22 protein-coding genes are annotated in these 24,174 nt (G+C 71.0%); 13 read left to right on the top strand and 9 right to left on the bottom strand.

The annotated features are described in order from the left end of the window. On the bottom strand, positions 1-509 hold a 509-nt coding region (locus tag AB0N07_RS35235), incomplete at its 3' end, for an AMP-binding protein (RefSeq protein WP_365842210.1). A 187-nt stretch (positions 510-696) separates the two neighbouring features. On the opposite strand from AB0N07_RS35235, the gene AB0N07_RS35240 reads away from it, so the two are divergent. From AB0N07_RS35240 to AB0N07_RS35270, 7 genes are all read left to right on the top strand, one after another. Next, on the top strand, positions 697-1,497 hold the full coding sequence (locus AB0N07_RS35240; RefSeq protein ID WP_365842212.1) for a crotonase/enoyl-CoA hydratase family protein: 801 nt from the start codon (positions 697-699) through the stop codon (positions 1,495-1,497). Positions 1,498-1,635: 138 nt separating this feature from the next. Next, positions 1,636-2,577 carry an OB-fold domain-containing protein gene (locus AB0N07_RS35245; protein ID WP_365842214.1) on the top strand — a complete coding sequence of 314 codons (942 nt, stop codon included), beginning with the start codon at positions 1,636-1,638 and terminating at the stop codon, positions 2,575-2,577. Further along, positions 2,577-3,623 carry a thiolase domain-containing protein gene (locus AB0N07_RS35250; protein WP_365842216.1) on the top strand — a complete coding sequence of 349 codons (1,047 nt, stop codon included), beginning with the start codon at positions 2,577-2,579 and terminating at the stop codon, positions 3,621-3,623. Before AB0N07_RS35245 ends, AB0N07_RS35250 begins: the two co-directional genes overlap by 1 nt. Then, complete coding sequence (locus AB0N07_RS35255; protein WP_365842218.1) at positions 3,620-4,786, top strand: thiolase domain-containing protein; 1,167 nt, start codon at positions 3,620-3,622, stop codon at positions 4,784-4,786. The genes AB0N07_RS35250 and AB0N07_RS35255 overlap by 4 nt, the downstream gene beginning before the upstream one ends. Positions 4,787-4,879: 93 nt before the next feature. Continuing rightward, positions 4,880-5,122 carry a DUF397 domain-containing protein gene (locus AB0N07_RS35260; protein ID WP_151478766.1) on the top strand — a complete coding sequence of 81 codons (243 nt, stop codon included), beginning with the start codon at positions 4,880-4,882 and terminating at the stop codon, positions 5,120-5,122. A gap of 151 nt (positions 5,123-5,273) precedes the next feature. After that, positions 5,274-6,212 carry a universal stress protein gene (locus tag AB0N07_RS35265; RefSeq protein WP_365842220.1) on the top strand — a complete coding sequence of 313 codons (939 nt, stop codon included), beginning with the start codon at positions 5,274-5,276 and terminating at the stop codon, positions 6,210-6,212. Between the two features lie 479 nt (positions 6,213-6,691). Further along, positions 6,692-7,297 carry an ABATE domain-containing protein gene (locus AB0N07_RS35270; protein WP_365842223.1) on the top strand — a complete coding sequence of 202 codons (606 nt, stop codon included), beginning with the start codon at positions 6,692-6,694 and terminating at the stop codon, positions 7,295-7,297. 4 nt (positions 7,298-7,301) lie between these two features. Here the strand turns inward: AB0N07_RS35270 and AB0N07_RS35275 are convergent, their stop codons facing one another. Continuing rightward, positions 7,302-7,799, bottom strand: a complete 498-nt coding sequence (locus AB0N07_RS35275) for a copper-binding protein (RefSeq protein WP_365842225.1) — start codon at positions 7,797-7,799, stop codon at positions 7,302-7,304. A 263-nt stretch (positions 7,800-8,062) separates the two neighbouring features. On the opposite strand from AB0N07_RS35275, the gene AB0N07_RS35280 reads away from it, so the two are divergent. Together AB0N07_RS35280 and AB0N07_RS35285 are read left to right on the top strand one after the other, a co-directional pair. After that, complete coding sequence (locus AB0N07_RS35280) at positions 8,063-10,975, top strand: AAA family ATPase (RefSeq protein ID WP_365842227.1); 2,913 nt, start codon at positions 8,063-8,065, stop codon at positions 10,973-10,975. Between the two features lie 165 nt (positions 10,976-11,140). Further along, positions 11,141-11,638: a hypothetical protein gene (locus tag AB0N07_RS35285; RefSeq protein WP_266964159.1), complete on the top strand. Its 498-nt coding sequence runs from the start codon at positions 11,141-11,143 to the stop codon at positions 11,636-11,638. 6 nt (positions 11,639-11,644) lie between these two features. Here AB0N07_RS35285 and AB0N07_RS35290 read toward each other — a convergent pair whose 3' ends face one another. After that, complete coding sequence (locus tag AB0N07_RS35290; protein WP_365842229.1) at positions 11,645-13,615, bottom strand: N-acetylmuramoyl-L-alanine amidase; 1,971 nt, start codon at positions 13,613-13,615, stop codon at positions 11,645-11,647. Between the two features lie 290 nt (positions 13,616-13,905). After that, positions 13,906-15,048 (bottom strand): aminoglycoside phosphotransferase family protein, encoded by a 1,143-nt coding sequence (locus tag AB0N07_RS35295; protein WP_365842231.1) that lies wholly within the window; start codon positions 15,046-15,048, stop codon positions 13,906-13,908. Positions 15,049-15,293: 245 nt separating this feature from the next. Here AB0N07_RS35295 and AB0N07_RS35300 point away from each other — a divergent pair, with 245 nt between their 5' ends. Next, positions 15,294-16,784, top strand: coding sequence for a hypothetical protein (locus tag AB0N07_RS35300; RefSeq protein ID WP_365842233.1), 1,491 nt, complete (start codon positions 15,294-15,296; stop codon positions 16,782-16,784). A 50-nt stretch (positions 16,785-16,834) separates the two neighbouring features. Here AB0N07_RS35300 and AB0N07_RS35305 read toward each other — a convergent pair whose 3' ends face one another. Further along, positions 16,835-18,229: a SpoIIE family protein phosphatase gene (locus AB0N07_RS35305; RefSeq protein ID WP_365842235.1), complete on the bottom strand. Its 1,395-nt coding sequence runs from the start codon at positions 18,227-18,229 to the stop codon at positions 16,835-16,837. 396 nt (positions 18,230-18,625) lie between these two features. Here AB0N07_RS35305 and AB0N07_RS35310 point away from each other — a divergent pair, with 396 nt between their 5' ends. Further along, a complete protein-coding gene (locus tag AB0N07_RS35310) occupies positions 18,626-19,039 on the top strand; it encodes an SsgA family sporulation/cell division regulator (protein WP_365842237.1) in 414 nt (137 codons plus the stop codon). Between the two features lie 19 nt (positions 19,040-19,058). On the opposite strand, the gene AB0N07_RS35315 is transcribed toward AB0N07_RS35310, so the two are convergent. The 3 genes from AB0N07_RS35315 to AB0N07_RS35325 form a co-directional block, all read right to left on the bottom strand. Next, entirely contained in the window at positions 19,059-19,667 is a 609-nt protein-coding gene (locus AB0N07_RS35315) for an AraC family transcriptional regulator (protein ID WP_365842239.1), read from the bottom strand. A 108-nt stretch (positions 19,668-19,775) separates the two neighbouring features. Then, positions 19,776-20,873, bottom strand: coding sequence for a chemotaxis protein (locus AB0N07_RS35320; protein WP_365842241.1), 1,098 nt, complete (start codon positions 20,871-20,873; stop codon positions 19,776-19,778). Positions 20,874-20,954: 81 nt separating this feature from the next. Next, complete coding sequence (locus AB0N07_RS35325; protein WP_365842282.1) at positions 20,955-21,377, bottom strand: PaaI family thioesterase; 423 nt, start codon at positions 21,375-21,377, stop codon at positions 20,955-20,957. A 79-nt stretch (positions 21,378-21,456) separates the two neighbouring features. Between AB0N07_RS35325 and AB0N07_RS35330 the strand changes: the two genes are divergently transcribed. After that, on the top strand, positions 21,457-21,882 hold the full coding sequence (locus AB0N07_RS35330; RefSeq protein ID WP_365842243.1) for a MarR family winged helix-turn-helix transcriptional regulator: 426 nt from the start codon (positions 21,457-21,459) through the stop codon (positions 21,880-21,882). Between the two features lie 2 nt (positions 21,883-21,884). On the opposite strand, the gene AB0N07_RS35335 is transcribed toward AB0N07_RS35330, so the two are convergent. Further along, positions 21,885-23,471: an alpha/beta hydrolase gene (locus AB0N07_RS35335; protein WP_365842245.1), complete on the bottom strand. Its 1,587-nt coding sequence runs from the start codon at positions 23,469-23,471 to the stop codon at positions 21,885-21,887. A 298-nt stretch (positions 23,472-23,769) separates the two neighbouring features. Here AB0N07_RS35335 and AB0N07_RS35340 point away from each other — a divergent pair. Continuing rightward, the coding region (locus AB0N07_RS35340; RefSeq protein ID WP_365842246.1) for a chaplin at positions 23,770-24,174 on the top strand (405 nt) is incomplete at its 3' end.

A 24,174-nucleotide genomic window follows, 5' to 3' on the forward strand; every position in this document is an offset into this window, starting at 1 on the left:
ACAACGTCATCGGCGACCACATGTGGATCTGGCGCGCCGACCACGGCAGCGGCGTCGGCTGGACCAGCAACACCGCGGACACCGTCCTGCGCCCCGCCCACCCGCACCAGATGCCGCAGCTTCGGACACTGCGGCAGAGCTGCCGCCACCCGCTCGTCGAACTCCGCGTCGAAGACCAGCGCCACCAGGTCGGCGTCCCGGTAGAGATACACCAACTCGTCTTCTACGTAACGGTAGTTGACGTTGACCGGGACGATCCGCGCCTTCAGGCACCCGAACACCGTCTGCAGATACTCGATGCCGTTGTAGAGATGCAGCCCGAGGTGCTCGCCGGGGCGGATCCCGGCGTCGATCAGATGGTGGCCGATACGGTTCGTCGCCGCGTCCAGCTCCTCGTACGTCAGACGCCGCTCCGCGCCCGTGCCCGGGTGGTCGACATAGACCAGGGCCTCTCGCTCAGGCACCACGTCGACGACCGACTCGAACAGGTCGGCAAGGTTGTACTCCACCGCTCCTCCTGACCCCGGCAGCCATGACGGAGAAAGGCGCATCCGTCGGTTCGCCGGTCATCAGAGCAAAGGGGGCGGCAACTGTGAAGGGTCCGCGCGAAGAAATCTGACTGTCTGTCAGAAAACTCTTGAAGTGGCTCCCCGTCTACTGCAACCTGTTCTCGTTCTTTGAGAGGGGAGATGGGTGATGGGTGGGACCGAACACCTCACCGTGCAGCGCGAAGGCGCCACACTGGTGCTCACGCTCAACAGGCCGGACGCCAAGAACGCGCTCTCGCTGCCGATGCTGGTCGGTCTGTACGACGGCTGGATCGAGGCCGACGAGGACGACGCCGTCCGCTCGGTCGTGCTGACCGGTGCGGGCGGCGCGTTCTGCGCCGGCATGGACCTCAAGGCCCTCGCCGGCAAGGGCATGGAGGGCGTGCACCACCGGGACCGCCTCAAGGCCGACCCGGACCTGCACTGGAAGGCGATGCTGCGCCACCACCGCCCCCGCAAGCCGGTGATCGCCGCCGTCGAGGGCTACTGCGTGGCGGGCGGCACGGAGATCCTCCAGGGCACGGACATCCGCGTGGCGGGGGAGTCGGCGACGTTCGGGCTCTTCGAGGTCAAGCGGGGGCTGTTCCCGATCGGCGGCTCGACGGTGCGCCTGCAACGGCAGATCCCGCGCACCCATGCGCTGGAGATGCTGCTCACGGGGCGCCCCTATACAGCCCGGGAGGCCGCCGGCATCGGCCTGATCGGCCATGTCGTGCCCGATGGCACCGCCCTCGCCAAGGCCCTGGAGATCGCCGAACAGATCAACGCCTGCGGTCCGCTGGCCGTGGAGGCGGTCAAGGCGTCCGTCTACGAGACCGCCGAGATGACGGAGACGGACGGGCTTGCCTCCGAACTCAAGCGGGGGTGGCCGGTCTTCGACACGGCCGACGCCAAGGAGGGGGCGCGTGCCTTTGCGGAGAAACGGCTGCCCGTCTATAGGCGCGCGTAGCGCTTCGCTGCCCCTGCCGGTTGGATGCCGCAGGCCGTATGTGGCTGGTCGCGCCCACGCGGCGGAGCCGCACATGTCAAAGCCCCGCGCCCCTTACGGGGCGCTCCTGACCGTCGTTCTCTCAAGGAGGTCGGCTCGGTGGCCGAAGTCCTCAAGGCTCCCCTCGCCGTTGAATTCCCCTTCACCCGGTCCCTCGGGCCCGTCCAGAGTGCCTTTCTGACCGGTCTGCGGGAGCGTGTCGTTCTCGGGGTGCGGACCGGTGACAGCCGTGTCCTCGTCCCGCCCGTCGAGTACGACCCCGTCAGCGCCGAGGAGATCCGTGACCTGGTCGAGGTCGCCCCCAGCGGCACGGTCACCACCTGGGCCTGGAACCACGAACCCCGGCGCGGACAGCCCCTGGACACTCCCTTCGCCTGGGTCCTGGTCCGTCTCGACGGGGCCGACACCGCCCTGCTGCACGCCCTCGACGTCCCCGGACCGGACGCCGTACGCACCGGCATGCGCGTCCGCATTCGCTGGGCCGAAGCGCGCGAAGGCGCCATCACCGACATCGCCTGCTTCGAGCCCTACGACGGCGGGCCCGCCCGAACCACCGGCCACAGCGGCGAGTTCGAGGACGCGATCAGCGGCATCGTCGCCCCCGCCCGCCTCGACTACACCTACTCGCCCGGCCGCGCCCAGACCGCCTACATCAACGCCCTCTCCGAACGTCGGACCGTCGGCGAACGCTGCCCCTCCTGCCGGAAGGTGTACGTACCGCCCAGAGGCGCCTGCCCCACCTGCGGCGTCGCCACCTCGGAGCAGGTCGAGGTGGGGCCGCGCGGCACGGTCACCACCTTCTGCATCGTCAACATCAAGGCGAAGAACCTGGACATCGAAGTCCCGTACGTCTACGCCCACATCGCCCTCGACGGCGCCGGCCTCGCGCTGCACGGCCGTATCGGCGGCATCCCCTACGACCAGGTGCGCATGGGGCTGCGCGTCGAACCGGTGTGGACCGAAGGGGCCCGCTACCCCGACCACTACCGGCCCACCGGCGAACCCGACGCGGAGTACGAGACGTACAAGGAGCTGCTGTGATGCGTGACATGGCACTGGTGGCCTTCGCCCAGACCGACCACCGGCGCACCAGCGAGGAGCTCTCCGAGGTGGAGATGCTCATGCCGGTACTGCACGACGTCCTCGACCAGACCGGTCTGAAGACCGCCGACATCGGCTTCACCTGCTCCGGCTCCAGCGACTACCTGGCCGGGCGCGCGTTCTCCTTCACCCTCGCCCTCGACGGCGTCGGCGCCTGGCCGCCGATCTCCGAGTCGCATGTGGAGATGGACGGTGCCTGGGCCCTGTACGAGGCATGGACGAAACTCCTCACGGGGGACGCCGACACCGCCCTCGTCTACTCGTACGGCAAGTCCTCGCCCGGCTCCGTACGCGACGTCCTGACCCGGCAGCTCGACCCGTACTACGTGGCGCCCCTGTGGCCCGACTCCGTCGCTCTGGCAGCTCTTCAGGCGCAGGCCCTGATCGACGCAGGCGACACCGACGAGCCCGCGCTCGCCGCCGTCGCCGCCCGCAGCCGTGCGGACGCCGCCGCCAACACCCATGCGCAGCTGCGGGGTCCGGTGCCGCAAGGGGACTACCTCGTACGGCCCCTGCGTACCGGTGACTGCCCGCCGATCGGCGACGGCGCGGCCGCCGTGATCCTCGCGGCGGGGGAGCGGGCCCGGGAACTGTGCGAACGGCCCGCGTGGATCCGCGGCATCGACCACCGCATCGAGGCGCACGGCCTCGGTGTCCGCGACCTGACCGACTCGCCCTCCGCCCGCCTGGCCGCCGAGAAGGCGGGCGCCTTCCAACGGCCCGTCGACACCGCCGAGTTGCACGCGCCCTTCACCTCGCAGGAGGTGGTGCTGCGCAAGGCGTTGCGGCTCGGCGACGACGTCCGGGTCAACCCGTCCGGCGGGGCCCTCGCCGCCAACCCGATCATGGCCGCCGGGCTGATCCGCATCGGGGAGGCCGCCGCCGGCATCCACCGCGGGGAGTCCGACCGGGCGCTCGCCCACGCAACCTCCGGGCCCTGTCTGCAACAGAACCTGGTCGCCGTACTCGAAGGGGATCCCCGATGAGCAAGGAGCCCGTGGCCGTCGTAGGGATAGGCCAGACCAAGCACGTGGCGGCGAGGCGGGACGTGTCGATCGCGGGACTTGTGCGCGAGGCCGCCCGACGTGCCCTCGACGACGCCGAGCTGACCTGGGCCGACATCGACGCCGTCGTCCTCGGCAAGGCGCCCGACTTCTTCGAGGGCGTGATGATGCCCGAGCTCTACCTGGCCGACGCGCTCGGCGCGGTGGGCAAACCGATGCTGCGGGTGCACACCGCCGGATCCGTAGGCGGCTCGACCGCGCTCGTCGCCGCCAACCTGGTCGCGGCGCGCGTCCACGGCACCGTGCTGACGCTGGCCTTCGAAAAGCAGTCCGAGTCGAACGCCATGTGGGGCCTGTCCCTGCCGATCCCCTTCCAGCAGCCGCTGCTCGCCGGGGCCGGCGGCTTCTTCGCCCCGCATGTGCGCGCGTACATGCGCCGCACCGGCGCGCCCGACACGGTCGGCTCACTGGTGGCCTACAAGGACCGGCGCAACGCCCTGAAGAACCCGTACGCCCACCTGCACGAGCACGACATCACCCTGGAGAAGGTCCAGGCCTCGCCCATGCTGTGGGACCCGATCCGCTACTCCGAGACCTGCCCGTCCTCCGACGGCGCCTGCGCCATGGTGCTCACGGACCGGGCCGGGGCGGCACGCGCGCCCCGGCCGCCCGCGTGGATGCTGGGCGGCGCCATGCGCAGCGAGCCCACCCTCTTCGCCGGCAAGGACGCCGTGTCGCCGCAGGCCGGCAAGGACTGTGCCGCCGACGTGTACCGGCAGGCCGGGATCGCCGATCCGCGCCGCGACATCGACGCCGTCGAAATGTATGTGCCGTTCTCCTGGTACGAGCCCATGTGGCTGGAGAACCTCGGCTTCGCCGACGAGGGCGAGGGCTGGAAACTCACCGAATCCGGCGTGACCGAGATGGACGGGGACCTGCCCGTCAACATGTCGGGCGGCGTCCTGTCGACCAATCCCATCGGCGCCTCCGGCATGATCCGCTTTGCCGAGGCGGCGCTCCAGGTGCGCGGACAGGCCGGAGAACACCAGGTGGAAGGGGCCCGGAGGGTGCTCGGGCACGCCTACGGGGGCGGATCGCAGTTCTTTTCGATGTGGCTCGTGGGGAGCGAACCTCCGGACTCGTAGAAGACTCCGGAAAGGTACCCCTCACGTGGCCTGTTGGCATCAGAAACCGATCGCTAGGCTGGCCGCGGACGACGAATCGGGAGGAGCACGGACGTGGCCGAGAGCACCATCCAGCAGCACCCGCTTGCGGGCTGGGACAAGCCTGAGCTGGACCTGAGCAACGCCGATTGGCACTCGAGCAGCCGTGGCCTGGGGGATGTCCAGATCGCTTTTGTCGAGGGATTCATCGCGATGCGCAACAGCGGCCGCCCGGAAAGCCCTTCCCTGATCTTCACGCCCGCGGAATGGGGCGCGTTCGTGTCGGGGGCGCGGGAAGGAGAGTTCGACCTGACCTGACCCGGCGGCCGTGCGGCTCAGCCGACGGGCCGATCCGGGGGTGTTCCAACCCGTCTTTGCGGACACGCGACCTTGAGCGCCCTTCCCGGGCCGATGCCTGAGCGAGGCTGGCCCCGGGAAGGGGAGGTCGTCTCCCGGAGATGAGGAACCCATGAGCAGCACCCTGCCGGTCATCGCGGCGGTCGACGGTTCGGACGACAGCCTGCGTGCCCTGGACTGGGCCCTCGACGACGCCCGCCGACGCGCGGTGCCGCTGCGGGTGGTCCATGTGCGGCAGTACGCCGCCTGGGCCCAGCCCGACATCCTTGCCGTCGGGCCGCCGGAGCCGGGCGACGACCCGGTGCTCGGCCAGGTGCGCACGTATCTGAAGGGGCGGACCGACCTGCCGGCCGTGGAGTACCACGGCCTGGAGGGGGTGCCGGGCGCCCTCCTGCCTGAACTCGGCGCCGGCGCCCAGCTGTTGGTGCTCGGCTCCCGAGGGCGCGGCGGCTTCGCCGGTCTGCTGCTCGGATCCAACAGCATGGCCGCCGCCCGCGACGCCGAGTGCCCCGTCGTGGTGGTGCCACGGCCCGGCCGGGATGGGGGCACCACCCACGCCTTTCAGGCAGTGGGGGAGCACGGCGACGTTCCGGTCGAGCCCGGCCCGCGCGTGGTCGTCGGCCTGCAGGTGGACAGCCCCGACGAGGCGACCCTGGCGTTCGCCTTCACCGAGGCCGGGCTGCGCGGCGCCCGCCTCCATGTGGTCGCCGCCTATATGTGGCCCGTGCAGACCTGGACCACCCCGGGCGAACTCGCCCCGCCGGTGATCGACCAGCACGCCGTCGAGAACCAGACCTGGACCCTCGCCGAGGGCTTCCTCGCCCCGCACCGCTCAAGACACCCCGACGTCCCCGTCGACACCTACGCGATGCCGGGCGACGCGGCAGGCCGGCTGGTGGCGGCCTCCAAGGACGCCGGGCTGGTCGTCGTGGGCCGCCACCGCCGCCGTCTGCTTGCCCCCGCCCGAATGATGGGCTCGGTCGCCCAGGCGGTACTGCTGCACGCGGCGGCCCCGGTGGCGGTGGTTCCGCCGGTCATCGGGGAGGAGTGAGGGCCGGCGCCGGGCTGGTCCGGTGGTGGACTTGGCCGCCCGCGGTGCGCGGGCGCGGTGCAGGTGCGTGGGGGCTTGTCGCGCAGTTCCCCGCGCCCCTGGAGGCCGCTGCCCTGTGCGTCGGCACGGTTCACGGCGGCAGCAGCTGGTGTGCCCCCGTGACGCTTCCGCGGACCCGGACCCGACGGGCCTGCTGCGGCCAGTAGAAGCGGCCAGTGGAAGGTGACGGCCGCGAAGGGCCGGACGGCGAGGTCGTGCGCCTTGACGCCGCCGCCGTCCGACGCGAACTGCCGGCCCTCGGGCCGCCCCGCGCCCTTGAGGATCAGCATCCGAGCCGAGCGGATTCCCGTCCGCGCGGGCCGTCGCGAGGGTCATCGCATGCGGCTGGAGCACCCCCGCGCAGCAGCCGACGCAGATCCGACATGCCCCCTCCCCCTCCTCAGAGGCTAATGGATAGCGGCGAACCTATCATTAGCCGCATGCAGGAATCGCTCACGAGGGACACCCGCCTCGCTCTCGACCTCGCCCTCACCGTCCGCCACGACGGACACGGCGGCGTCGCCGACGACCTGGCGGACCCCGCAGGGCTCACCACCTGGGTGCGCGCCCACCCCGACACCGTGCCGGACACCGACGCCTTCGCCGCCGACCAGGCGAGCCTCACCGCCGTACGCGACCTGCGGGCGGCCGTCCGGACCCTCTTCGCCCACGCCGTACGCCCCGCCGGACCCAGCCGCGCCGACGCGGCCCGTCTGCTGCCCGTGCCCGAAGCCGTCGCACGCCTCAACGCCGCGGCCGCCCGCACCCCGACCGTCCCCGTGCTGCACTGGCCCGAGGACGCCGAACCCGCCGTTCGCACAAGGGCGGCCGACGGCGTGCACGACCTCACCGCGACCCTCGCCCAGGCCGCGATCGCCTTCCTCGCCGGCCCCGACCGGCAGCGGCTGCGCGCCTGCCACGCGCCGCGGTGCGTGCGCTACTTCCTCAAGGAGCACCCGCGCCAGGAGTGGTGCAGGCCCTCCTGCGGAAACCGCGCACGCGTCGCCCGCCACCACGAACGGCACAAGACCGACCAGGGGGCGTGAGGTCTCAGCCGACCTGGATGTTCTTGTTCATCCCGAGCTGCTTGTGACCGTCGATCGGGCAGTACAGGTCGTACGTGCCCTTCTTGAGGGTCACCGTCAGTGTCGCCTGCTGACCGCTCTGGATGTTCTTGGTCTTGGCGTCCTGCACCCCGGGGCCGTCGACGGACAGGGCGTGCGTGACCTGGCCGGTGTTGTCCGCGACGAAGGTGTAGGTGCCCGGTGTGAACGACGACCGGGACAGTTTCAGCCCGTACTCGGTCTCGGTGACCGTGACCTTGGTCCCCGAGGCCTTGCTCGCGCCGGAGGAGGCGCCGGAGGAGGCCGAGCCGCTTCCTCCGCCTCCGCCTCCGCCTCCGCCTCCGCCTCCGCCTCCGCCTCCGCCTCCGCCTCCGCCTCCGCCTCCGCCGGAGCATGCGGCCAGGACGAGGGCGGCGGCGAAGGCCGACGCCGTGACCCCGAGTGCCGTACGCGTCGTACGGGCCTTGCGTGCCGTGAGTGCCATGTGGCTCATCCCTTCCGGGTCTGCCCGCCACCCGTCGGGCTTGTCCGCGTCTGCCACGGGAGACCCTCTATGGGGGATACGCACAGAGATGCCCTGGTGTTCAGGGCAGAAACCACCACGGGGGAATCAGCCCCCGAAGCGGTTCGGTCAGTAATCCACAGACCGGGTCGCGCGACCCCCGTCAGGCGTACGCTGAGGTGCCTGTAGGTCACGGAGCGCGCCCGCTCCCCGCGCGAGCGCACCACCGTGGCAGGGGGTACGCCATGGGGCAGCGCAGCGTGCGGAGCAGCCGCACCATCTTCGAACGTGAGAGTGAACTCGCCGTAGTGGACGAGGCGTTGGGAGAGCTCACCGGGCTGCGCAGGGACGGCGCCGAACCATCCGACCGCCCCCGCGGCGCCCTCCTCGCCTTCGCCGGTCGCGCCGGCATCGGCAAGACCACCCTGCTCGCCGAGGTGCGCCGGCGCGCAGCCGCCCGCGGCTGCACCGTGCTGTCGGCCCGTGGCGGCGACCAGGAGCAGCGCGTCGCCTTCCATGTCGCCCGTCAACTGCTGCAGCCCCAACTCGCCGGGTCCGCCGAGACCGATCTGCGGGCCTCGCTGGGCAGTTGGTACGACATCGTCGGCCCCGCCCTCGGTCTGTGCGCCCCGACCGGCGGCGCCCCGCCCGACCAGCAGGGCCTGCGCGACGGCCTCGACTGGGTGCTCACCCATCTCGCCGTGCTGCGCGCCCCGATGGTCCTGGTCCTCGACGACGCCCACTGGGCCGACCCCGAATCCCTGCGCTGGCTCGCCGCGTTCGCGCCCCGCGCCGAACAGCTCCCGCTGCTGGTCGTGGTCGCCTACCGGCCCGACGAACTCCCCGACCACGCCGAGTCGTTCAAGGGACTACCGGGGCGCGCGGGCGGCCGCCCCCTCGACCTGGAACCGCTGAGTGCCGCCGCCGTCGCCCGCCTCGTACGGGAGACGCTCGGTGCGCACGCCGACGACGCGTTCTGCCGTGAGTGCTGGGCCGTCACCGCCGGCAACCCGTTCGAGACGGTCGAACTCGTCGCCAAGGTGCGCGACCGCGGCCTCACCCCGACCGAGTCCGGCGCCCATCTGCTGCGCGACCTCGCCGCCGCCGTCAAGGGCAGCGGCCTCATCGCCCGCCTCGAACGCCTGGGCACCTCCACCGTGCGCTTCGCCTGGGCCTGCGCCGTCCTCGGCACCGAGATCCGTCCACTGCTCGCCGCCGCCGTCGCGGGACTCGGCCACGAGGAGGCCGCCGACGCCGCGGACGCCCTGCGCGGCGCCCGCATCCTCACCGGCGCCGAGACCCTCGAGTTCGTCCACCCCTTGATCGCCACCGCCGTCTACCGGGCCATCCCGCCCGGCGTCCGCGTCGCCCTGCACGGCCAGGCCGCCTGGTGCCTGATCAACGAAGGGCAGGGGCCCTCCGCCGCCGCCCGCCACCTCCTGGAGACCCACCCCGACGGCGACAACTGGGTCGTCCAGCAACTGCGCGCCGCAGCCGAGGAGACCCTCCGCGCCGGCGCCCCCGACGCCGCCCGCAGCTACCTCGCCCGCGCCCTGCGCGAACCCCCGCCCTACGAGGACCGGGCCGCCGTCCTCTACGAACTGGGCTCCGCCTCCCTGCTCACCGAACCCGCCACCACCGTCAACCACCTGCGTGCCGCCCTCGAAGAACCCATCGCCGACGGCCATCTGCGCCAGCACATCGTCTACCGGCTCTCCCAGGTCCTCGCCCACAGCGACCGCCTCGCCGAGGCCTCCGACACCCTCGCCCGCGAGATCCGCGTCAGCGACGACGCCCGCGTCAAGCTGCGCATGACCGCCGAACAGTTCATGTGGGACGCCTTCCGCGCCGACGAACCCGACCACCCCTCGCGCTCCCGCCGCCTGACCAGACTCGCCGACCGCCTCAGCGGCCGCGACCTCACCGAGCGCTACATCATCGGCCTGCGCACCTGGGACGCGGTCCTGCGCGGCGAACCCGCCCATGTCGCCCTCCACCACGCCGAACGAGCCCTGGCCGGCGGCCTCGGCTGGGCCGAACCCGACCGCGGCTTCGAGGTGCCCGTCCTGGTCGCACTCGCCTTCATGTACGCCGACCGGCCCGGGCGGACGGAAGAGCTGTTCGCGACCGGCATCGCCGACTTCGAACGCCAGGGCTGGCGAGGCGCCCACCTCTCCTTCGCCTACACGCTCCTCGCCTACGTCCGCTACCGCCGCGGCCGGCTCTCCGAGGCGCAGGACTTCGTCATCGCCGGACTCCGGCTCGCCGAGCGCGTCGGCCCCGGCACGCCCGCCCACTGGTACGCCGTGGGCATCCTCATCGAGGTCCTGCTCGCCCGCGGCCGGATCACCGAGGCCGCGCAGATCGCCGAGGACTACTCCTTCGAGGCACCCTTCCCGGCCGCCGTCGTCTTCCCCGACGCCCAGACCGTGCACGGCGGACTCCTGCTCGCCCGCGGCCTCACCAAGGAAGCCGCCGAGGAGCTGGCCGCCGCCGGCCGCCGCCTCGAACCACGCGGCATGCGCAACCCCGCCTGGTGCCCCTGGCAGCTCCACCTCGCCCGCGCCGAGAGCCACGACACCCCCGAACGCGGCGTCGCCACCGCCCTCGAAGCGCTCGCCCGCGCCAGCCAGTTCGGCACCCCGTCCGCCATCGGCCAGGCCCTGCGCACGGCCGCCGAGGTCTCCTCCGGCTCGGCCCGCATCAAATACCTGGAAGAGTCCGTCGCCCACCTGGAGCGCTCCCCGGCCGCCTACGAACTCGCCTGCGCACTCGTAGCCCTGGGCACCGAACTCCGCCGCACCGGCCGCCCCCGAGACGCCGCCGAACACCTCTACCGAGGCCTCGACGCCGCCGTCCAGTGCAGCGCCGACGGCCTCGCCGAAACAGCCCGAGACGAACTGGCCGCGGCAGGCCTCCGCCCCCGCCGCCTCCACAGCACGGAGACGGACACCCTGACGTCCCGGGAACGCACGGTTGCGACCCTGGCCGCCGAGGGCTGCACCGAGGCGGAGATCGCCGAGCAACTGCACCTGGACATGCCAACGGTCGTCCGCCTCCTCTCCGCCGTCTACCGAAAGATGGGCACAGAGATCACGGGCTTGGGCGCAGCGCTGGGCCCCGGAAAGTCAACGCCAGGGGTGGCGCCCCAGGGCTAGTCCTGTGGTGCCGAGGTGGCCTCGCTCCGGAACCCCCACGGGCGCGGGGCCGTACCGCCATGCGGCTCCGCTCCGCCGCGTGGGAGCGACCGACCACCGCAACCCGCACCCGAACGACCACCGGCCCCGCCGCACCAACCGGCAGGGTCCACGTACCATTGGCGCATGTCGTTCCTCCGCCGCCGCAGCGCCACCCCCGCCGGGCCCGATTTCGACGTCCTGGCCATGGACCCGGGCGACTGGCCCGGCAATCTGGGCGCCGGCCTGCTGCCCGCCCCCGACGGCACCTGTCAGGGCGTCTTCCTGCGCTACGACCTGTTCGGCGGCCGCGGCCCCGCGATGATCATCGGCAATCTGCCCGAGGGCTCCCCTGCGCGCGAGACCGCCGAGGACGAGATCCCCTTCGAGGTGGCCCAACTGCTGCTCGCGCTGGAGAACGAGGAGGAGGTGAGCGTCGTCGGTGTCGAGGACATGCCGGTCATGCAGGGCGACAACCTACTGATCGTGCGCCGCCTCAAGCTCTCAGAGAGCCGCATCTCCTGCGTGCAGTTCGACCGCAGTGACAACGTCCTGGTGACCATCGCCGCCTGGGACCGCCCCATCACCGACGACCTGTACGCCCTGCTGAAGCCGCTCCCGGCGGAGTTGTTCCAGCAGGGCTGACACCGGCTACCGGCGGGACCGCACCACCTGCACGTCCGCGGCCCGTACGAACGCCACCCGGTGTCCGAACTGGATCTCGTAGTACAGGTCCTTGCCGACCACGACCCGGTGCGAGTCGGTGGTGAAGGTGACCGCGTAGTAGTACTCGCCCGGCACCTTGTCGCCGACCACGTACTTCTGCCCCTTCGGTAGTGTGTACGGCAGTGGCGACACCGCTTGCGCGGGCACCTCGGCCGGGTAGGCCGAGGCCTCCGGGTAGGCCCGTCCGTACACCGGGACGCTGTCCAGACCCGGCTTCGGGGTGACCACGTAACCCGACGCGTCCACCGCAGTCGGGTGCTTCCTGGGGTTCTTGAACCAGGCCTTCTGGCCCAGGTACCAGATCGCCGTCCAGTCGCGATAGTGGCCCGCCACCGCGAACTGCTGGCCGGTGGAGGCGCGGGAGCCCACGTCATTGACATCGATCGTCGAGTCGGCGTTCTTGTGCAGACCCACGTCCTTGATCAGGGCCGAGTGCTCGTCGTGATCGGAGTACAGCCGCACCTCGCTCGAGCCGTGCGCCGCGCAGGCCTCGTCCTTGGTGACGCAGCCCGTGTACTCCGGCTGGTTGGCCTCGTAGTCGGGCCGGATCGTCACCAGGCCGCCGCTCTTGCCTGCGGTTTTCCGGAACGGGTGGCCCAGCAGCTCGAAGTAGTGCCGCCAGTCCCAGAACGGGCCGGGGTCGGTGTGCATGCCCGGGATGGTCGACGTCGTCGGGCCCGGCACATTGTCGTGGCCCAGGATGTGCTGCCGGTTGAGCGGGATGCGGTACTTCGCGGCGAGATACCTCACCAGCCGCGCCGAGGCACGGTACATCGCCTCCGTGTACCAGGCGTCGGGCGCGGCGAGGAAGCCCTCGTGCTCCAGACCGATCGACTTGGCGTTGATGTACCAGTTGCCCGCGTGCCAGGCCACGTCCTTGGCCTTGACGTGCTGGGCGATGAGGCCGTCCGTGGAGCGCAGGGTGTAGTTCCACGACACGTAGGTGGGGTCCTGGACCAGCTTCAGGACCCCGTCCCAGGTGCCTTCGGTGTCGTGGACGACGATGTACCTGATGCTCTGGGAGGCGGGGCGGTCGCCCAGGTCGTGGTTGCCGTAGTCGTTGTTCCCGAACTCCTCGTACGGTGCCGGGATCCACTGGCAGGACACCGACTTCGGGCATTCCGTGCCGTCCGCGGAGACGGTGCGCAGGCCGGACTTCTCCAGCTGCGCGGTGTCGGGGGCGAGATCCGGCTGGGCGGTCAGCACGACGTGCTCTCCGGCATCCGTCGTGCGCTGCTCGCCGGTGCGCATCACCTCGTACACGTCGTTCGCGTAGGCTGCCGCCGTCGAGGTGTCGTCCGCGCCCGAAAAACGGGCCACCGCCCCGTACCACTGAGCCGGGTCCGCGCTGAGCGGCTCGCCCAGCTCTTTCTGCTCGGCGGCCAGCAGCGCGGCACCGCCCGCCACATTGGCGGCCGGGTCCGTACGGAGCCGCTCGGCGCTCAGCCCGGTCAGGCCCGCCGCCTTCGGCAACGTCTTGAGCCGGGGCGGGAGTTCGGAGTTCTCCGGCACCTTCGTGTCCGGGTGCAGGGCGGCGCGGGCCGTGTCCCCGCGGGCGTCCCCCGTGCCGTCGCTGTGGCGCGCTGTGCGGGCGATCGCCGTATGGGCATCGGTGAGGTGCATGGGGCCGTAGCCGCCGGACACGCTCGGCGCGCCCCCGTGCGCGTCCCACCGGGACTGCAGATACGACACGCCCAGCAGCACGCTCTGCGGCACGTGGTACTCGGCGGACGCCGAGGCGAACGCCTGTTGCAGCCGGTCCTCGGCGGGACGGGCGTCGGACGGGGCAGCCCCGAGCAGCGGCAGCAGCAGGGCCGCCGAGGCGAGGGCGCCGGCGGTTCTGCGGGCGCGTCTGTGGCCGGGTGCGGACGTGGGGGCGGTGGCAGATCCTCGCAATGCAGCCTCCTGGGACGAACGAGCGTGGCGGGGCGTGCAGGGCCGAGCGGTGGGTCAGTGGTACCCGCTGGCCGACGATCCGTCAATCATGCCCAGAGGCAGGAGATTTCCCATGTCAACACGAGCGTGGAGGACTTTCCCGGCGGCGGTGTGCGGGCCTGCGGGGCGTCAGTGGCTTACACCAATGGCCCTGTGCGCGGGCTTTTCCGAAAGGTCTGCCGCGCGGGTGCGGACATACGAAGGTCCGCGGTACGCCGCTGTCCTGGGCGTACCGCGGACCTTCGTCCCCGTCAGCGAGTGCCGACCGCCGCGCGTACGGCCCGTCGGGCCATCTGGCAGTCGTCGTGCAGCCGCCTCAGCAGCAGCCGCTGTTCCTCGCCGGACGGCGCAGCACCCGGTTGGGCCATTCCCGGAGCCGCCGGGGTCGTGTCGTGCATCGAACGCTGCACGGCTGTTTCGTAGGTACGGATCTCACGGGTCAGCACGAGCATCAGGTTCACCAGGAACGCGTCCCGCGAGGCCGGGCCCGCCGACTGCGCGATCTGGCTGATCTGGCGGCGGGCGACCGGCGCGTCGCCGAGCACCGACCACAGCGTGGCCAGGTCGTAGCCCGGCAGGTACCAGCCCGCGTGCTCCCAGTCCACCAGCACTGGACCGGCCGGTGAGAGCAGGATGTTCGAGAGCAGTGCGTCGCCGTGGCAGAACTGGCCCATGCCCTGCCGGCCCGCCGAGTGCGCGATGCCGTGCAGCAGCTTCTGCAGGTCGCCCATGTCACGGTCGGTGAGCAGCCCCAGTTCGTGGTAGCGGGAGATACGGGCCGCGTAGTCGAGCGGGGCGTCGAAGGTACCCGCCGGTGGCCGCCACGCGTTCAGCCGGCAGATCGCGCCGAGGGCCGCCCTGATGTCCGCCCGGGGCGGGGCCTCGACCGGGTGCCGCTGCAGTGCCGCGACCCGTCCCGGCATCCGCTCGATGACCAGTGTGCAGTTGTCCGGGTCCGCCGCGATCAGTCTCGGTACCCGCACCGGAGGGCGGTGCCGGACGAACGAGCGGTATGCCGCTATTTCATGGCGGATCCGCTCGGCCCATGCGGGGGAGTGGTCCAGTAAACACTTGGCGACGGCCGTGCTGCGCCCGGTCGTACCGACCAGGAGCACGGACCGGCCGCTGCGGCGCAGCACCTGCACGGGGGCGAACTCGGGACAGATCCGGTGCACCGACGCGATCGCCGTACGCAGCTGGGCGCCCTGGGGGCCGGACAAGTCGAGTCTCCCGCTGAGCGGTTGGGTGCCGGGACCCGGCACGCGCCGCGTCCGGGCCGCGCCGAGCGCGGGGGCCGCCGGACGCGCGGCGGGATCGAGGTAGGGGCCGCTGCCCGCCGGGCGGGAATGCAGCGACCGGGGCGGGGCGGACACGGAGGACGATGCTGCGTACATGGGCGAAACAGATCCCTTCGTGTGCCTGCGACGACAATGCGCTGCCCGGCCCGGCGCCCCGGGTGCACCCTGGGGAATGCATCCCTTGTTTCAAGAAGGCGACCGGGTCGGGGTGGCGCTTTCCTACCTGACACCCGATGCCCAGTGGCACACCATCTGGCGAACCCTGGCGAACCCTGGCGAATAGTCGCCCGGCAACTTGCACCGGGCTACTGTCAACTCAGCCGAGAACCTGGGGGCTTGACGTGAGCGGACAACCCAACACCCGCCTTGCGGACCTGTTCGGCCTGGCCGGCTGGTCCAAGGGTGAACTCGCGAGGCTGGTCAACCGGCAGGCGGCGGCCATGGGCCACCCCCAGCTGTCGACCGACACCTCCCGGGTGCGGCGTTGGATCGACATGGGAGAGATCCCGCGCGATCCGGTGCCGCGGGTGCTGGCGGCTCTGTTCACCGAGCGTCTCGGCCGTGTCGTGACCATCGAGGACCTCGGTCTGGTCCGGCACGGGCGTGCGGGGAAACGGCAGGACGCCGGGAGTGTGGAACATCCCGACGGTGTGCCGTGGGCGCCCGAGCGGACCGCGGCGGTCCTCACCGAATTCACGGGAATGGACCTCATGCTCAACCGACGCGGCTTGGTGGGCGCGGGTGTCGCGCTCACTGCAGGATCCGCACTCAGCAGCGCCATGTACGACTGGCTGCACACCGATCCGACCCTCTCCGCCGACGCTCCCGACTTCGACAATCCCCTGCACGCCGATCCCGCCGGTTTCGACCGCTACGAGGCCGCCCCCATCGGGTCGCAGGAGATCGAGGAACTGGAGCGCTCGGTCGAGGTGTTCCGGGCCTGGGACGCCGCCCGCGGCGGCGGACTGCAGCGCAAGGCAGTCGTGGGCCAGCTCAACGAGGTGGGCGGCATGCTCGCCTACCGTCACCCCGACCATCTCCAGCGACGCCTGTGGGGCGTCGCCGCCAATCTCGCCGTCCTCGCGGGCTGGATGTCGCACGACGTCGGTCTGGAGCCCACCGCCCAGAAGTACTTCGTCATCGCCGCCCATGCCGCAAGAGAGGGCGGTGACCGGCCCCGCGCCGGAGAAGCGCTCTCCCGTGCGGCGCGCCAGATGGTGCACCTGGGCCGGCCCGACGACGCACTGGACCTGATGAAGCTCGCCCAGTCCGGCTCCGGCGACGAGGTGCTGCCGCGCACCCGGGCGATGCTCTACACCATCGAGGCCTGGGCGCAGGCATCCATGGGCAAGGGCCAGGCGATGCGCCGCACCCTCGGCCGGGCGGAGGACCTCTTCGTCTCCGACCGGGGCGATGTGCCACCGCCGAGCTGGATGCAGATGTTCAAGGAGGAGGACCTGTACGGCATGCAGGCCCTGGCCTACCGCACCCTGGCCGAGCACGAGCCGGGAGCGGCCGTGCACGCCCAGCACTACGCGGAGAAGGCGCTGGCCCTCAGGGTCGACGGACGGCAGCGGTCGAAGATCTTCGACTTCCTGTCCATGGCGTCGGCGTGCTTCATCGCCGACGACCCCGAACAGGCCGACCGCTATGCACGCCTCGCTCTGATGTCGATGGGATCCAACTCCTCCCACCGCACCTGGGACCGGCTGCGCCAGATGTACCGGCTCACCGCCGAGTACTCCAGCTACCCGAAGATCCACGAGTTGCGGGAGGAGATCAAACTCGCGTTGCCCAGGACGGCGAAGGGCGGCAACAGCGCACGGGCATAGGGGGCCCGTGCAGCTTTCGCTGCTTCACTTCACCAGGTCACCCGGGCGGTTCACCTCACCTTGGCGACGAGCAGGCACGCATCGTTCTCGCGGTCGGCCTCGCCGTACTCCTCCACGACCATCCGTACGCAGTCCTGCGCGGTCGCTGCCTCGTCGAAGCGGCGGGCGAGATCGAGGAGTTGCTCCCCGGTCACGGTCTCCGTACTCCTGCGTCCGGGCACCAGCCCATCGGTGTGCAGCAGGAGCAGATCGCCCGGCTGAAGGGTCTCTTCCGCCTGCTGGTAGGTGGCCTGGGAGGTCGCGCCGAGGAGGATGCCGTTCGGTGCGTGCAGCCTGCGCCCCGTCCCGTTGCGGAACAGCAGCGGGGCGGGGTGTGCTGCCTGTGCCCAGGTCAGCGTGCGGGTCTCGGGGCGGTAGCGGCAGCAGACTGCGGTGCCGAGGGCGGGTTGCACGGTGGCGTCGAGTAACTGGTTCAGCCAGGACATCAGTTGCCCGGGCTCGGTGCCGGCCATCGCCATGCCGCGTACGGCGCCCAGCAGCGTGGCCATGCCCGAGGCGACGGCCACCCCGTGCCCGGTGAGGTCGCCCACGCTGAGCAGGGTCTGGCCGTCGGGCAGTTCGAGTGCGTCGTACCAGTCGCCGCCGATCAGGGCGCTGGTCGAGGAGGGCAGGTGGTGCGCCGCCAGGTCCAGTGTCTCGGGCCGTTGCTGCGGGAGTCGCAGGGAGCCGCGCCACGGCGGCAGCACGGCCTCCTGCAACTCGACCGCGAGCCGGTACTCGGTCTGCGCACGATGCTGGTGGCGCTGCAGCGAGTCACGGGTCTCGCTCACCGCTTTCTGGCTGCGGCGCAGTTCGCTGACGTCCCGCAGTACGGCCCACATCGAGGCGGTGCTGCCGTCAGTGTCGAGCACGGGCTCGCCCATCATGTGCACTGTGCGCACCTCGTCGTCCGGGCGCACGATACGGAACTCGCCGTCGATGGGCTTGGCGTCGACGAGGCAGTCCGTGACCATCGCCGTCAGCTTCGCGCGGTCCTCGTCCAGTACCAGGGAGGGCAGTTCGTCGAGGGTGAGTGCTGGGGTGGCGGGGTCGCGGCCCAGGATCTGGTAGAGCTCGCCGGACCAGTTCGCCTCGTCCGTCAGCAGGTTCCACTCGGCGCTGCCGACCCGGCTGAGCAGCGAGTCGTGCCGGGGTGCGGAGGGCACGGGCGGCGGGCCGTCCCGCAGCTGCCCCAAGTGGGTGTCGAGGTCGCTGAGTTGGTGCAGTGCCAGGTCGCACAGCGCGCGCTGCCACCGCTCCTGCGGGTCCGAGGCGTCGCTGCGGGCGTCCCGCCGTACGGCGTCCACGTCGCCCTTGAGTCGCCGCGTCTGCGATATCAGGGCCTCGACCGAGCCGCGTCCTGGCGGCTGGGCGGCTGGGTGATCCGCAGAGAGGTGGGACGGCATGACGCACTCCGATGCGGGGACGGTACGACCGGGGCAGGGGGCTTGAAGGACCGTTACGACTGTTGCACAGCGCGCGACGCCCTGTAAGGGATTTGGCAACACACGATACGGTGGTGCTTCTGGCATATGCCACAGTCTTCACGGAGTGGTCGTGTGGTGCGAATGGCGTACGTCGTCGGCGGGTCAAGTCGTAGGCAGCGTACGTGATTTGAAGGGTTGTTGTGAATTTCCGATGCGCGTTCAATCGCGTGTTCGACGGCTACTTGTTCTAAGTCTCGCCGAGTGACGCAGGTCACAGAAAAACGCAAGCGCTTCCACGTAATGCAAACCGCCTCTGCGGGGTCGTACAAGCACACCGGAAATCCGGCCGACCTCCGACCGCAGTGGAGACCGACCATGGAACTCACCTTCGAGCAGCCTGCCCGCGGCCGTCTGATCACCGCCGACGAGCGGGAGCTCCCGGTTCCCGCCACGCTGCGCTATGCCGCCACGGACCCGCTGGCCGTGCACCTCGATTTCCCGCCCGAGGTGTCCCTGGACGGCACAGGAGTGACCTGGACCTTCGGCCGGGCTCTGCTGGAAGAAGGAATGCGCCGTCCCGCGGGCAGCGGTGACGTGCACATCTGGCCGTGCGGACAGGCCCGTACGGTCGTGGAGTTCCACTCTCCCTACGGCCTGGCCCTGCTGCAGTTCGACACCGCCGCCCTGCGCCGGTTCCTGCTGCGCACGTATGCCGTGGTGGCGGCCGGGCAGGAGGACATCGGCGCGGCCGTCGAGGAGGGGCTGAACTCGCTGTTCGGCAGTGTCTGAGGTGCCGGTTCGCGGGCCGTCAGCGCAGTGCGGCCTCGCCCGCGCGGACGGCACGCAGGGCACGTTCGACGCTCTGCTCGTTCTCGCCGACCGGGGCCACGTAGTCGAGGACGTCGCGCGCGGCGTCCTTCCCGAGGGTGCGGATGATGACCCAGGTGGCGAGATACTGCGAGGCCAGACAGCCGCCCGCCGTGGCGATGTTCCCCTCGGCGTGGAACGGCGCGTCCAGCACGGTGACGCCGCACTCCTCGACGAACGGTCGGCTCTTCCTGTCCGTGCAGGCGGGCATGGAATGCAGCAGCCCGAGCCGGGCGAGCACCAGGGCGCCCGAACACTGCGCACCGATCAACTGGCGTGCGGGGTCGAGCGGCAGCCGGGAGATCAGCCGGCCGTCGGCGACCACGTCCCGGGTCTTCACCCCGCTGCCCATCAGCACCACGTCGGCTTCGGTCACGAACTCCATGGGGCGCTGCCCGGTCACCTCGACGCCGTTCATCGAGGTGACCACCGGCTCGGGCGTTGTGATGAAGGCTTCCAGACCGCCCTTCCGGCACCGGTTGATCAGTGCGGAGGCGATGAAACTGTCCAGCTCGTTGAATCCGTCAAAGGTGACCACGGCGACCTGCATGAACATCTCCTCGAGGCACGGCACCAGGAGATCGCAGTCTCCCAGCGGTGCCGTGCCCGGGTCGCGGGCCAATGCGCGAGCGGTGGCCCGCCTCGAGGCGGGTGGCGTTCAGTAGCGCAGGATTCCCGCGATCCCGTGGGCGTCGCCCAGTATCCCGTCCGGGACGAAGCGGACGTCCGCGCCCGTCTCCAGGCACTGTTCGACGATCTCGTCCACGATGTCCTCGCGGGAGTCCAGGTCGCCGCTCTCGGCCGGGATCAGATGGCCGCCGAGGACGTCGCGCACCGTCACGCGGTGGTTCTCCTCGACCGCGAGCAGGCGCACGCGTCCCTCGCGGGCGCTCTGCCAGACCTCGTCGACACCGGCGGCGAACGCCTTGCGGCCACGGGCCGCTTCGAGCTCCCGGGCCACGGCTTCGGTGCTGCGGCGGGCCTCGGCGGCCACCTTCGGCGCTACCGCCTGCCACACGGCGTCGGGCGTGCCGTGTGCGAGGCCGCCGTGCGGTACGTGCACCGCCTCCTTGGTGACGCTGCCGACCTCGTCCATGGCGGACAGGGCCGCCTGCTCGCCCGTGACGTAGAGCGGCCGCGGCTGCTCGCGCAGGACCATGCCCATCGCGGCATCGGCCTCGCGCAGGAAGTGGCGGGTGTCCTCGTCGCGGAAGGTGCTCGGCATGTCGCCGATGCGCTCCTGCCGCTCGGCGTCGAAGTTCACCGGACGCCTGGTCATGGGGAATCCGCCGGCCCGGTCCTCCGTGACGCGGTCGATGCCGCCGCTCCACAGGGTCACCCGGTCGGAGGAGGCCGACAGTACCCAGAACGGCCGTTCGGCTGCGTGCGCGGAGACGAGGTTGCGGGTCAGGAAGGTGTCCGAGAGCACCACGCGCTCCGGCACCGTGCGGGCGAGCGACCACACCTGGTGCTCACCCGGGGCGGCGAAGATCACCAGGCCGTCCTCGGCATGCGCGAGATCCACCTCCTGAAGGGCCTGGTCGAGCTGACGGACCACCTCGGAGCGCCGTTCGCGGGTCACCGCGGGATCGGACTCCAGCTGCTTCTTGGCCTCGGCCACCACATTGCGCAGCCGGACCGGATCCTGGGCGTTTTCGGGCTCCCGGCGGTGTGTGGGCGTCAGCACCGACACGGCCGGATAGGCGCGCGGGCGCCGGAGCTCGGAGAGGGTTGAGGGACTCAGGTCGTGCTCCATACCAAGCACGATAGGGCCGTTTCCTCCAAAGGGCATTAGGGGCGGCCATGCTGGGCAATCAGAATAATTCCGGCTTCCCGCTTACCGCTGCTCGCCGTTCGGCTCGATCACCGCGATGTTGCCCTGTGCCACGGCGCACAGGGTCTGCGCCCCGGTGGTGTCGATCGTGATCAGGTCGCAGCGGGTGACGACACGGGTGCGGCCGGCCCGCACCACGTGGCCGTGCGCACGCAGGATCTCGCCGGTGGCAGGGCGCAGGTAGTCGATGGTGAACCCGGACGTGATCAGCCCCGCCCCCGCAACGGTGCCCGCGGCGAGCGTCAGCGTGTTGTCGGCCGCGTAGGAGAGCACCCCGCCGTGCACGAAGCCGTACTGCTGGAGCAGCTCCTCGCGGATGTCCAGCTCGAGGATGGCCTCGCCGTCCCCGAACTCCGTCACCCGGGCGCCCAGCAGCCTGCTGAAAGGCTGCTGGGCGAGGGCCTTGCGGGCCAGGTCCAGATCCATCGTCCTGCTCACCTCTTCAGTTCACTTCACCAGTGAAGTGAGGGTGGCGCGGGCTTGTGCCGTCTGTCAAGATCGGCCCATGTCCGAGCCTGATCAGCGTCTTTACTTCCTGCTGCAGCGAGCGGCGCACCAGCTGCGCACGACGGTCGACCGCCGGTGCCTGGCCGTCGCCGGCGTCACCACCGCGCAGCTCGGCGCGCTGTTCGCCGTGCAGGACCAACCCGGGCTCACCCAGCAGGAGTTGGCCCGCATCCTCGGCCTGCGGGAATCCGCCGTCACCGCCCTCGTCGGACGGCTCACCGCGGCGGGTCTCCTGCTCAAGCAGCAGCATCTCCTTGAACACCGGGCCGTGAGGCTGGAGTTGACGGAGACCGGCGTCGCCGCCCTGCGCGCCGCACAGCCGGAGGTCGACCGTCTGGACGCGGAACTGCGGGCGCTGCTCGGCGAGGACGGGTTCGTACGGACGGCAGGCGCACTGCAGCAGCTGGTCTCCTGGGACAGTTGACGTCAGGTGGCCGGGGTCTGTTCGTCCTCCGGACCGCACGAGCTGCCGGTCGGCGGCAGGCTGCCGTAGAGCAGGAAGTCGTCGACCTTGCCCTGCACGCACTTGGAGGACGCGTAACCGGTGTGGCCCTCACCCTTGTTGTCGAGCACCACGGCCGAGGAGCCCAGCCGCTTCGCCGTCTCCACGGTCCAGCGGTACGGCGTCGCCGGATCGCCGCGGGTGCCGACGAGCAGCATCTTCGGGGTGTGGACGTCGTGCACACGGTCGCGGATGAAGTCGGTGCCCTTGGGACGGCCGTAGCACATCAGCAGCTCGGTGAGGCGGTAGCGGCCGAAGACCGGGGAGGCCTGCTCGTACTCGGCGCGCAGCCGGCCGAGGTCCTTGACGATCTGGTCGGCGCCGGGGCGATCGGGATCGTCCGCGCAGTTGATCGCCATCAGCGCCGCCGGAAGATTGTCGAGCGGGACGTCGTTCTCGTCGACCAGGCCGCCCCCGGCGTGCTGCCGGAAGGGCAGTGCGTTGCCGCCGGACGAGAAACCCATCACCCCGCGCGCGTCGCCGTCCTCGACCAGCTCGGCGATCGCGCGCTCCAGCGACGGCCACAGGTCCTTGCTGTACAGCGCCTGGCTGATCGCCCCGACAAGATCCTGCCCGGTGAAATCCGGGCCGAAGTCCGTCGGCACCGGGTCCTTGTCGAGGGAGCCGATGAGCCGGACGACCTGCTGCCGGGCGGCGCGCGGATCCTGGCCGAACGGACAGGCGATGTCCTTGGTGCACCAGGCGATGAAGTCGTCCAGGGCCGTCTGCTGTCCCTCGGCGCCCACCACTCCCTGCTCGGACATCGATTCGGTCAGCGTGTCCACTCCGTCGAGGACCAACCGCCCGACCTTCTTGGGGAATTCGGCCGCGTACACGGCGCCGAGCCGGGTTCCGTAGGAGAAACCGAGGTAGTTGAGCTTCTCGTCGCCGAGCGCCGCACGCATCACGTCCAGGTCGCGTGCGGCGTTCACCGTGCCGATGTGGGGGAGTACCGGACCCGAGTGCTTCGCGCACTGGGCGGCCGCCTCCTTCAACTGCCCCAGCGCGGCCCGAGGATCGCTGCTCTCCGCGATCCCGCCGGCCGCGGCCGGGGCCTCCTCGGAGCCGTCTCCGCAGCTGACCGGCGAGGATCTGCCGACCCCGCGCGGGTCGAAGGTCACCACGTCGTAGCCGTTCGTGAGCCTCATGAAGTCCTCGCCGCCGTAGGCGAGTTGGCTGACGCCCCCGGCGCCGGGGCCGCCGAAGTTCAGCAGCACCGAACCCCGCTTCCTGCCAGTCGCCCGGTAGCGGGCGAGGGCCAGGTCGAGCGTGCCCGCCGTGGGTCTGGCGTAGTCGAGGGGGACGGTGACCTTGGCACACTGAAGGTCCTTGGGCATGTCGTCGCCCTTGCATCCGGACCAGCTGAGCTTCTGCCGGTAGAACCGCGACAGGTCGGGCCCGGTGCCGTCCGAGGCGGACGTGGGCAGCCCTGCGGCCAGCAGGGACAGGCCTACGGCTCCGGTGACGGCGAAGCGTCGGACAGCGGGCCGCGTTGACAGCTTGACCAGCATCAATGCCTCCCGGGGCGCCCGCCGGGGACCGGGAGAACGGCGCCCTCGATCACGATAAGCGGATGCCGCAGGGCGCGCCTCCGGGCGAGCGGGACCGCGCAGGATGCCTTACCGTGCGCATCTTCCCCGCGGATACGGCGGTTTTGCCGCCCGTTCGACAATCGGGCCGCTCGATGGAGTGAAAGCCCGATAAGCCATAACTCGGATGGATTCCCTCGCGTTTTATCCGGTGCGGGCCAGTGCCCGCTTCTCCGGCGCGGGTATGTGCCCGCGACCATGTCTGGAAGGCAGGGAACCTATGAGAAGGGTTACCCGAAACGGTGTGATCGCCGTCGCCGCTGCCTCGGGAGCGATGGCCTTGACGGTTCCGGCGTATGCCGGAGCCACGCCGGACGGCGCGTCCGCCGACTCGCCGGGCGTGATCTCCGGCAACACCGTCCAGCTCCCGGTGCACGTCCCCGTCAACGTGTGCGGGAACACCGTGAACGTGGTGGGGCTCCTCAACCCGGCCGCGGGCAACAGTTGCAGCAACAAGAGCGCGGGCGGCAAGCACAGCGCGGGCGGCTCCTCCACCGGCGGCAGCACGGCCCACGGCAGCGGAAAGGATTCGCCGGGCGTGATCTCCGGCAACACCGTCCAGCTCCCGGTGCACGTCCCCGTCAACGTGTGCGGGAACACCGTGAACGTGGTGGGGCTCCTCAAC

This window comes from Streptomyces sp. NPDC051172 (assembly GCF_040682555.1).
Lineage (GTDB): Bacteria > Actinomycetota > Actinomycetes > Streptomycetales > Streptomycetaceae > Streptomyces.

Coding starts and splice junctions, on each gene's coding strand:
- AB0N07_RS35275 (WP_365842225.1), bottom strand. CDS start 7,799: ATGGCACTCACGGCACGCAAGGCCCGTACGACGCGTACGGCACTCGGG.
- AB0N07_RS35250 (WP_365842216.1), top strand. CDS start 2,577: ATGCGTGACATGGCACTGGTGGCCTTCGCCCAGACCGACCACCGGCGC.
- AB0N07_RS35330 (WP_365842243.1), top strand. CDS start 21,457: ATGTCCGAGCCTGATCAGCGTCTTTACTTCCTGCTGCAGCGAGCGGCG.
- AB0N07_RS35335 (WP_365842245.1), bottom strand. CDS start 23,471: ATGCTGGTCAAGCTGTCAACGCGGCCCGCTGTCCGACGCTTCGCCGTC.
- AB0N07_RS35325 (WP_365842282.1), bottom strand. CDS start 21,377: ATGGATCTGGACCTGGCCCGCAAGGCCCTCGCCCAGCAGCCTTTCAGC.
- AB0N07_RS35315 (WP_365842239.1), bottom strand. CDS start 19,667: ATGCAGGTCGCCGTGGTCACCTTTGACGGATTCAACGAGCTGGACAGT.
- AB0N07_RS35295 (WP_365842231.1), bottom strand. CDS start 15,048: ATGTACGCAGCATCGTCCTCCGTGTCCGCCCCGCCCCGGTCGCTGCAT.
- AB0N07_RS35310 (WP_365842237.1), top strand. CDS start 18,626: ATGGAACTCACCTTCGAGCAGCCTGCCCGCGGCCGTCTGATCACCGCC.
- AB0N07_RS35285 (WP_266964159.1), top strand. CDS start 11,141: ATGTCGTTCCTCCGCCGCCGCAGCGCCACCCCCGCCGGGCCCGATTTC.
- AB0N07_RS35305 (WP_365842235.1), bottom strand. CDS start 18,229: ATGCCGTCCCACCTCTCTGCGGATCACCCAGCCGCCCAGCCGCCAGGA.
- AB0N07_RS35255 (WP_365842218.1), top strand. CDS start 3,620: ATGAGCAAGGAGCCCGTGGCCGTCGTAGGGATAGGCCAGACCAAGCAC.
- AB0N07_RS35280 (WP_365842227.1), top strand. CDS start 8,063: ATGGGGCAGCGCAGCGTGCGGAGCAGCCGCACCATCTTCGAACGTGAG.
- AB0N07_RS35320 (WP_365842241.1), bottom strand. CDS start 20,873: ATGGAGCACGACCTGAGTCCCTCAACCCTCTCCGAGCTCCGGCGCCCG.
- AB0N07_RS35270 (WP_365842223.1), top strand. CDS start 6,692: ATGCAGGAATCGCTCACGAGGGACACCCGCCTCGCTCTCGACCTCGCC.
- AB0N07_RS35240 (WP_365842212.1), top strand. CDS start 697: ATGGGTGGGACCGAACACCTCACCGTGCAGCGCGAAGGCGCCACACTG.
- AB0N07_RS35265 (WP_365842220.1), top strand. CDS start 5,274: ATGAGCAGCACCCTGCCGGTCATCGCGGCGGTCGACGGTTCGGACGAC.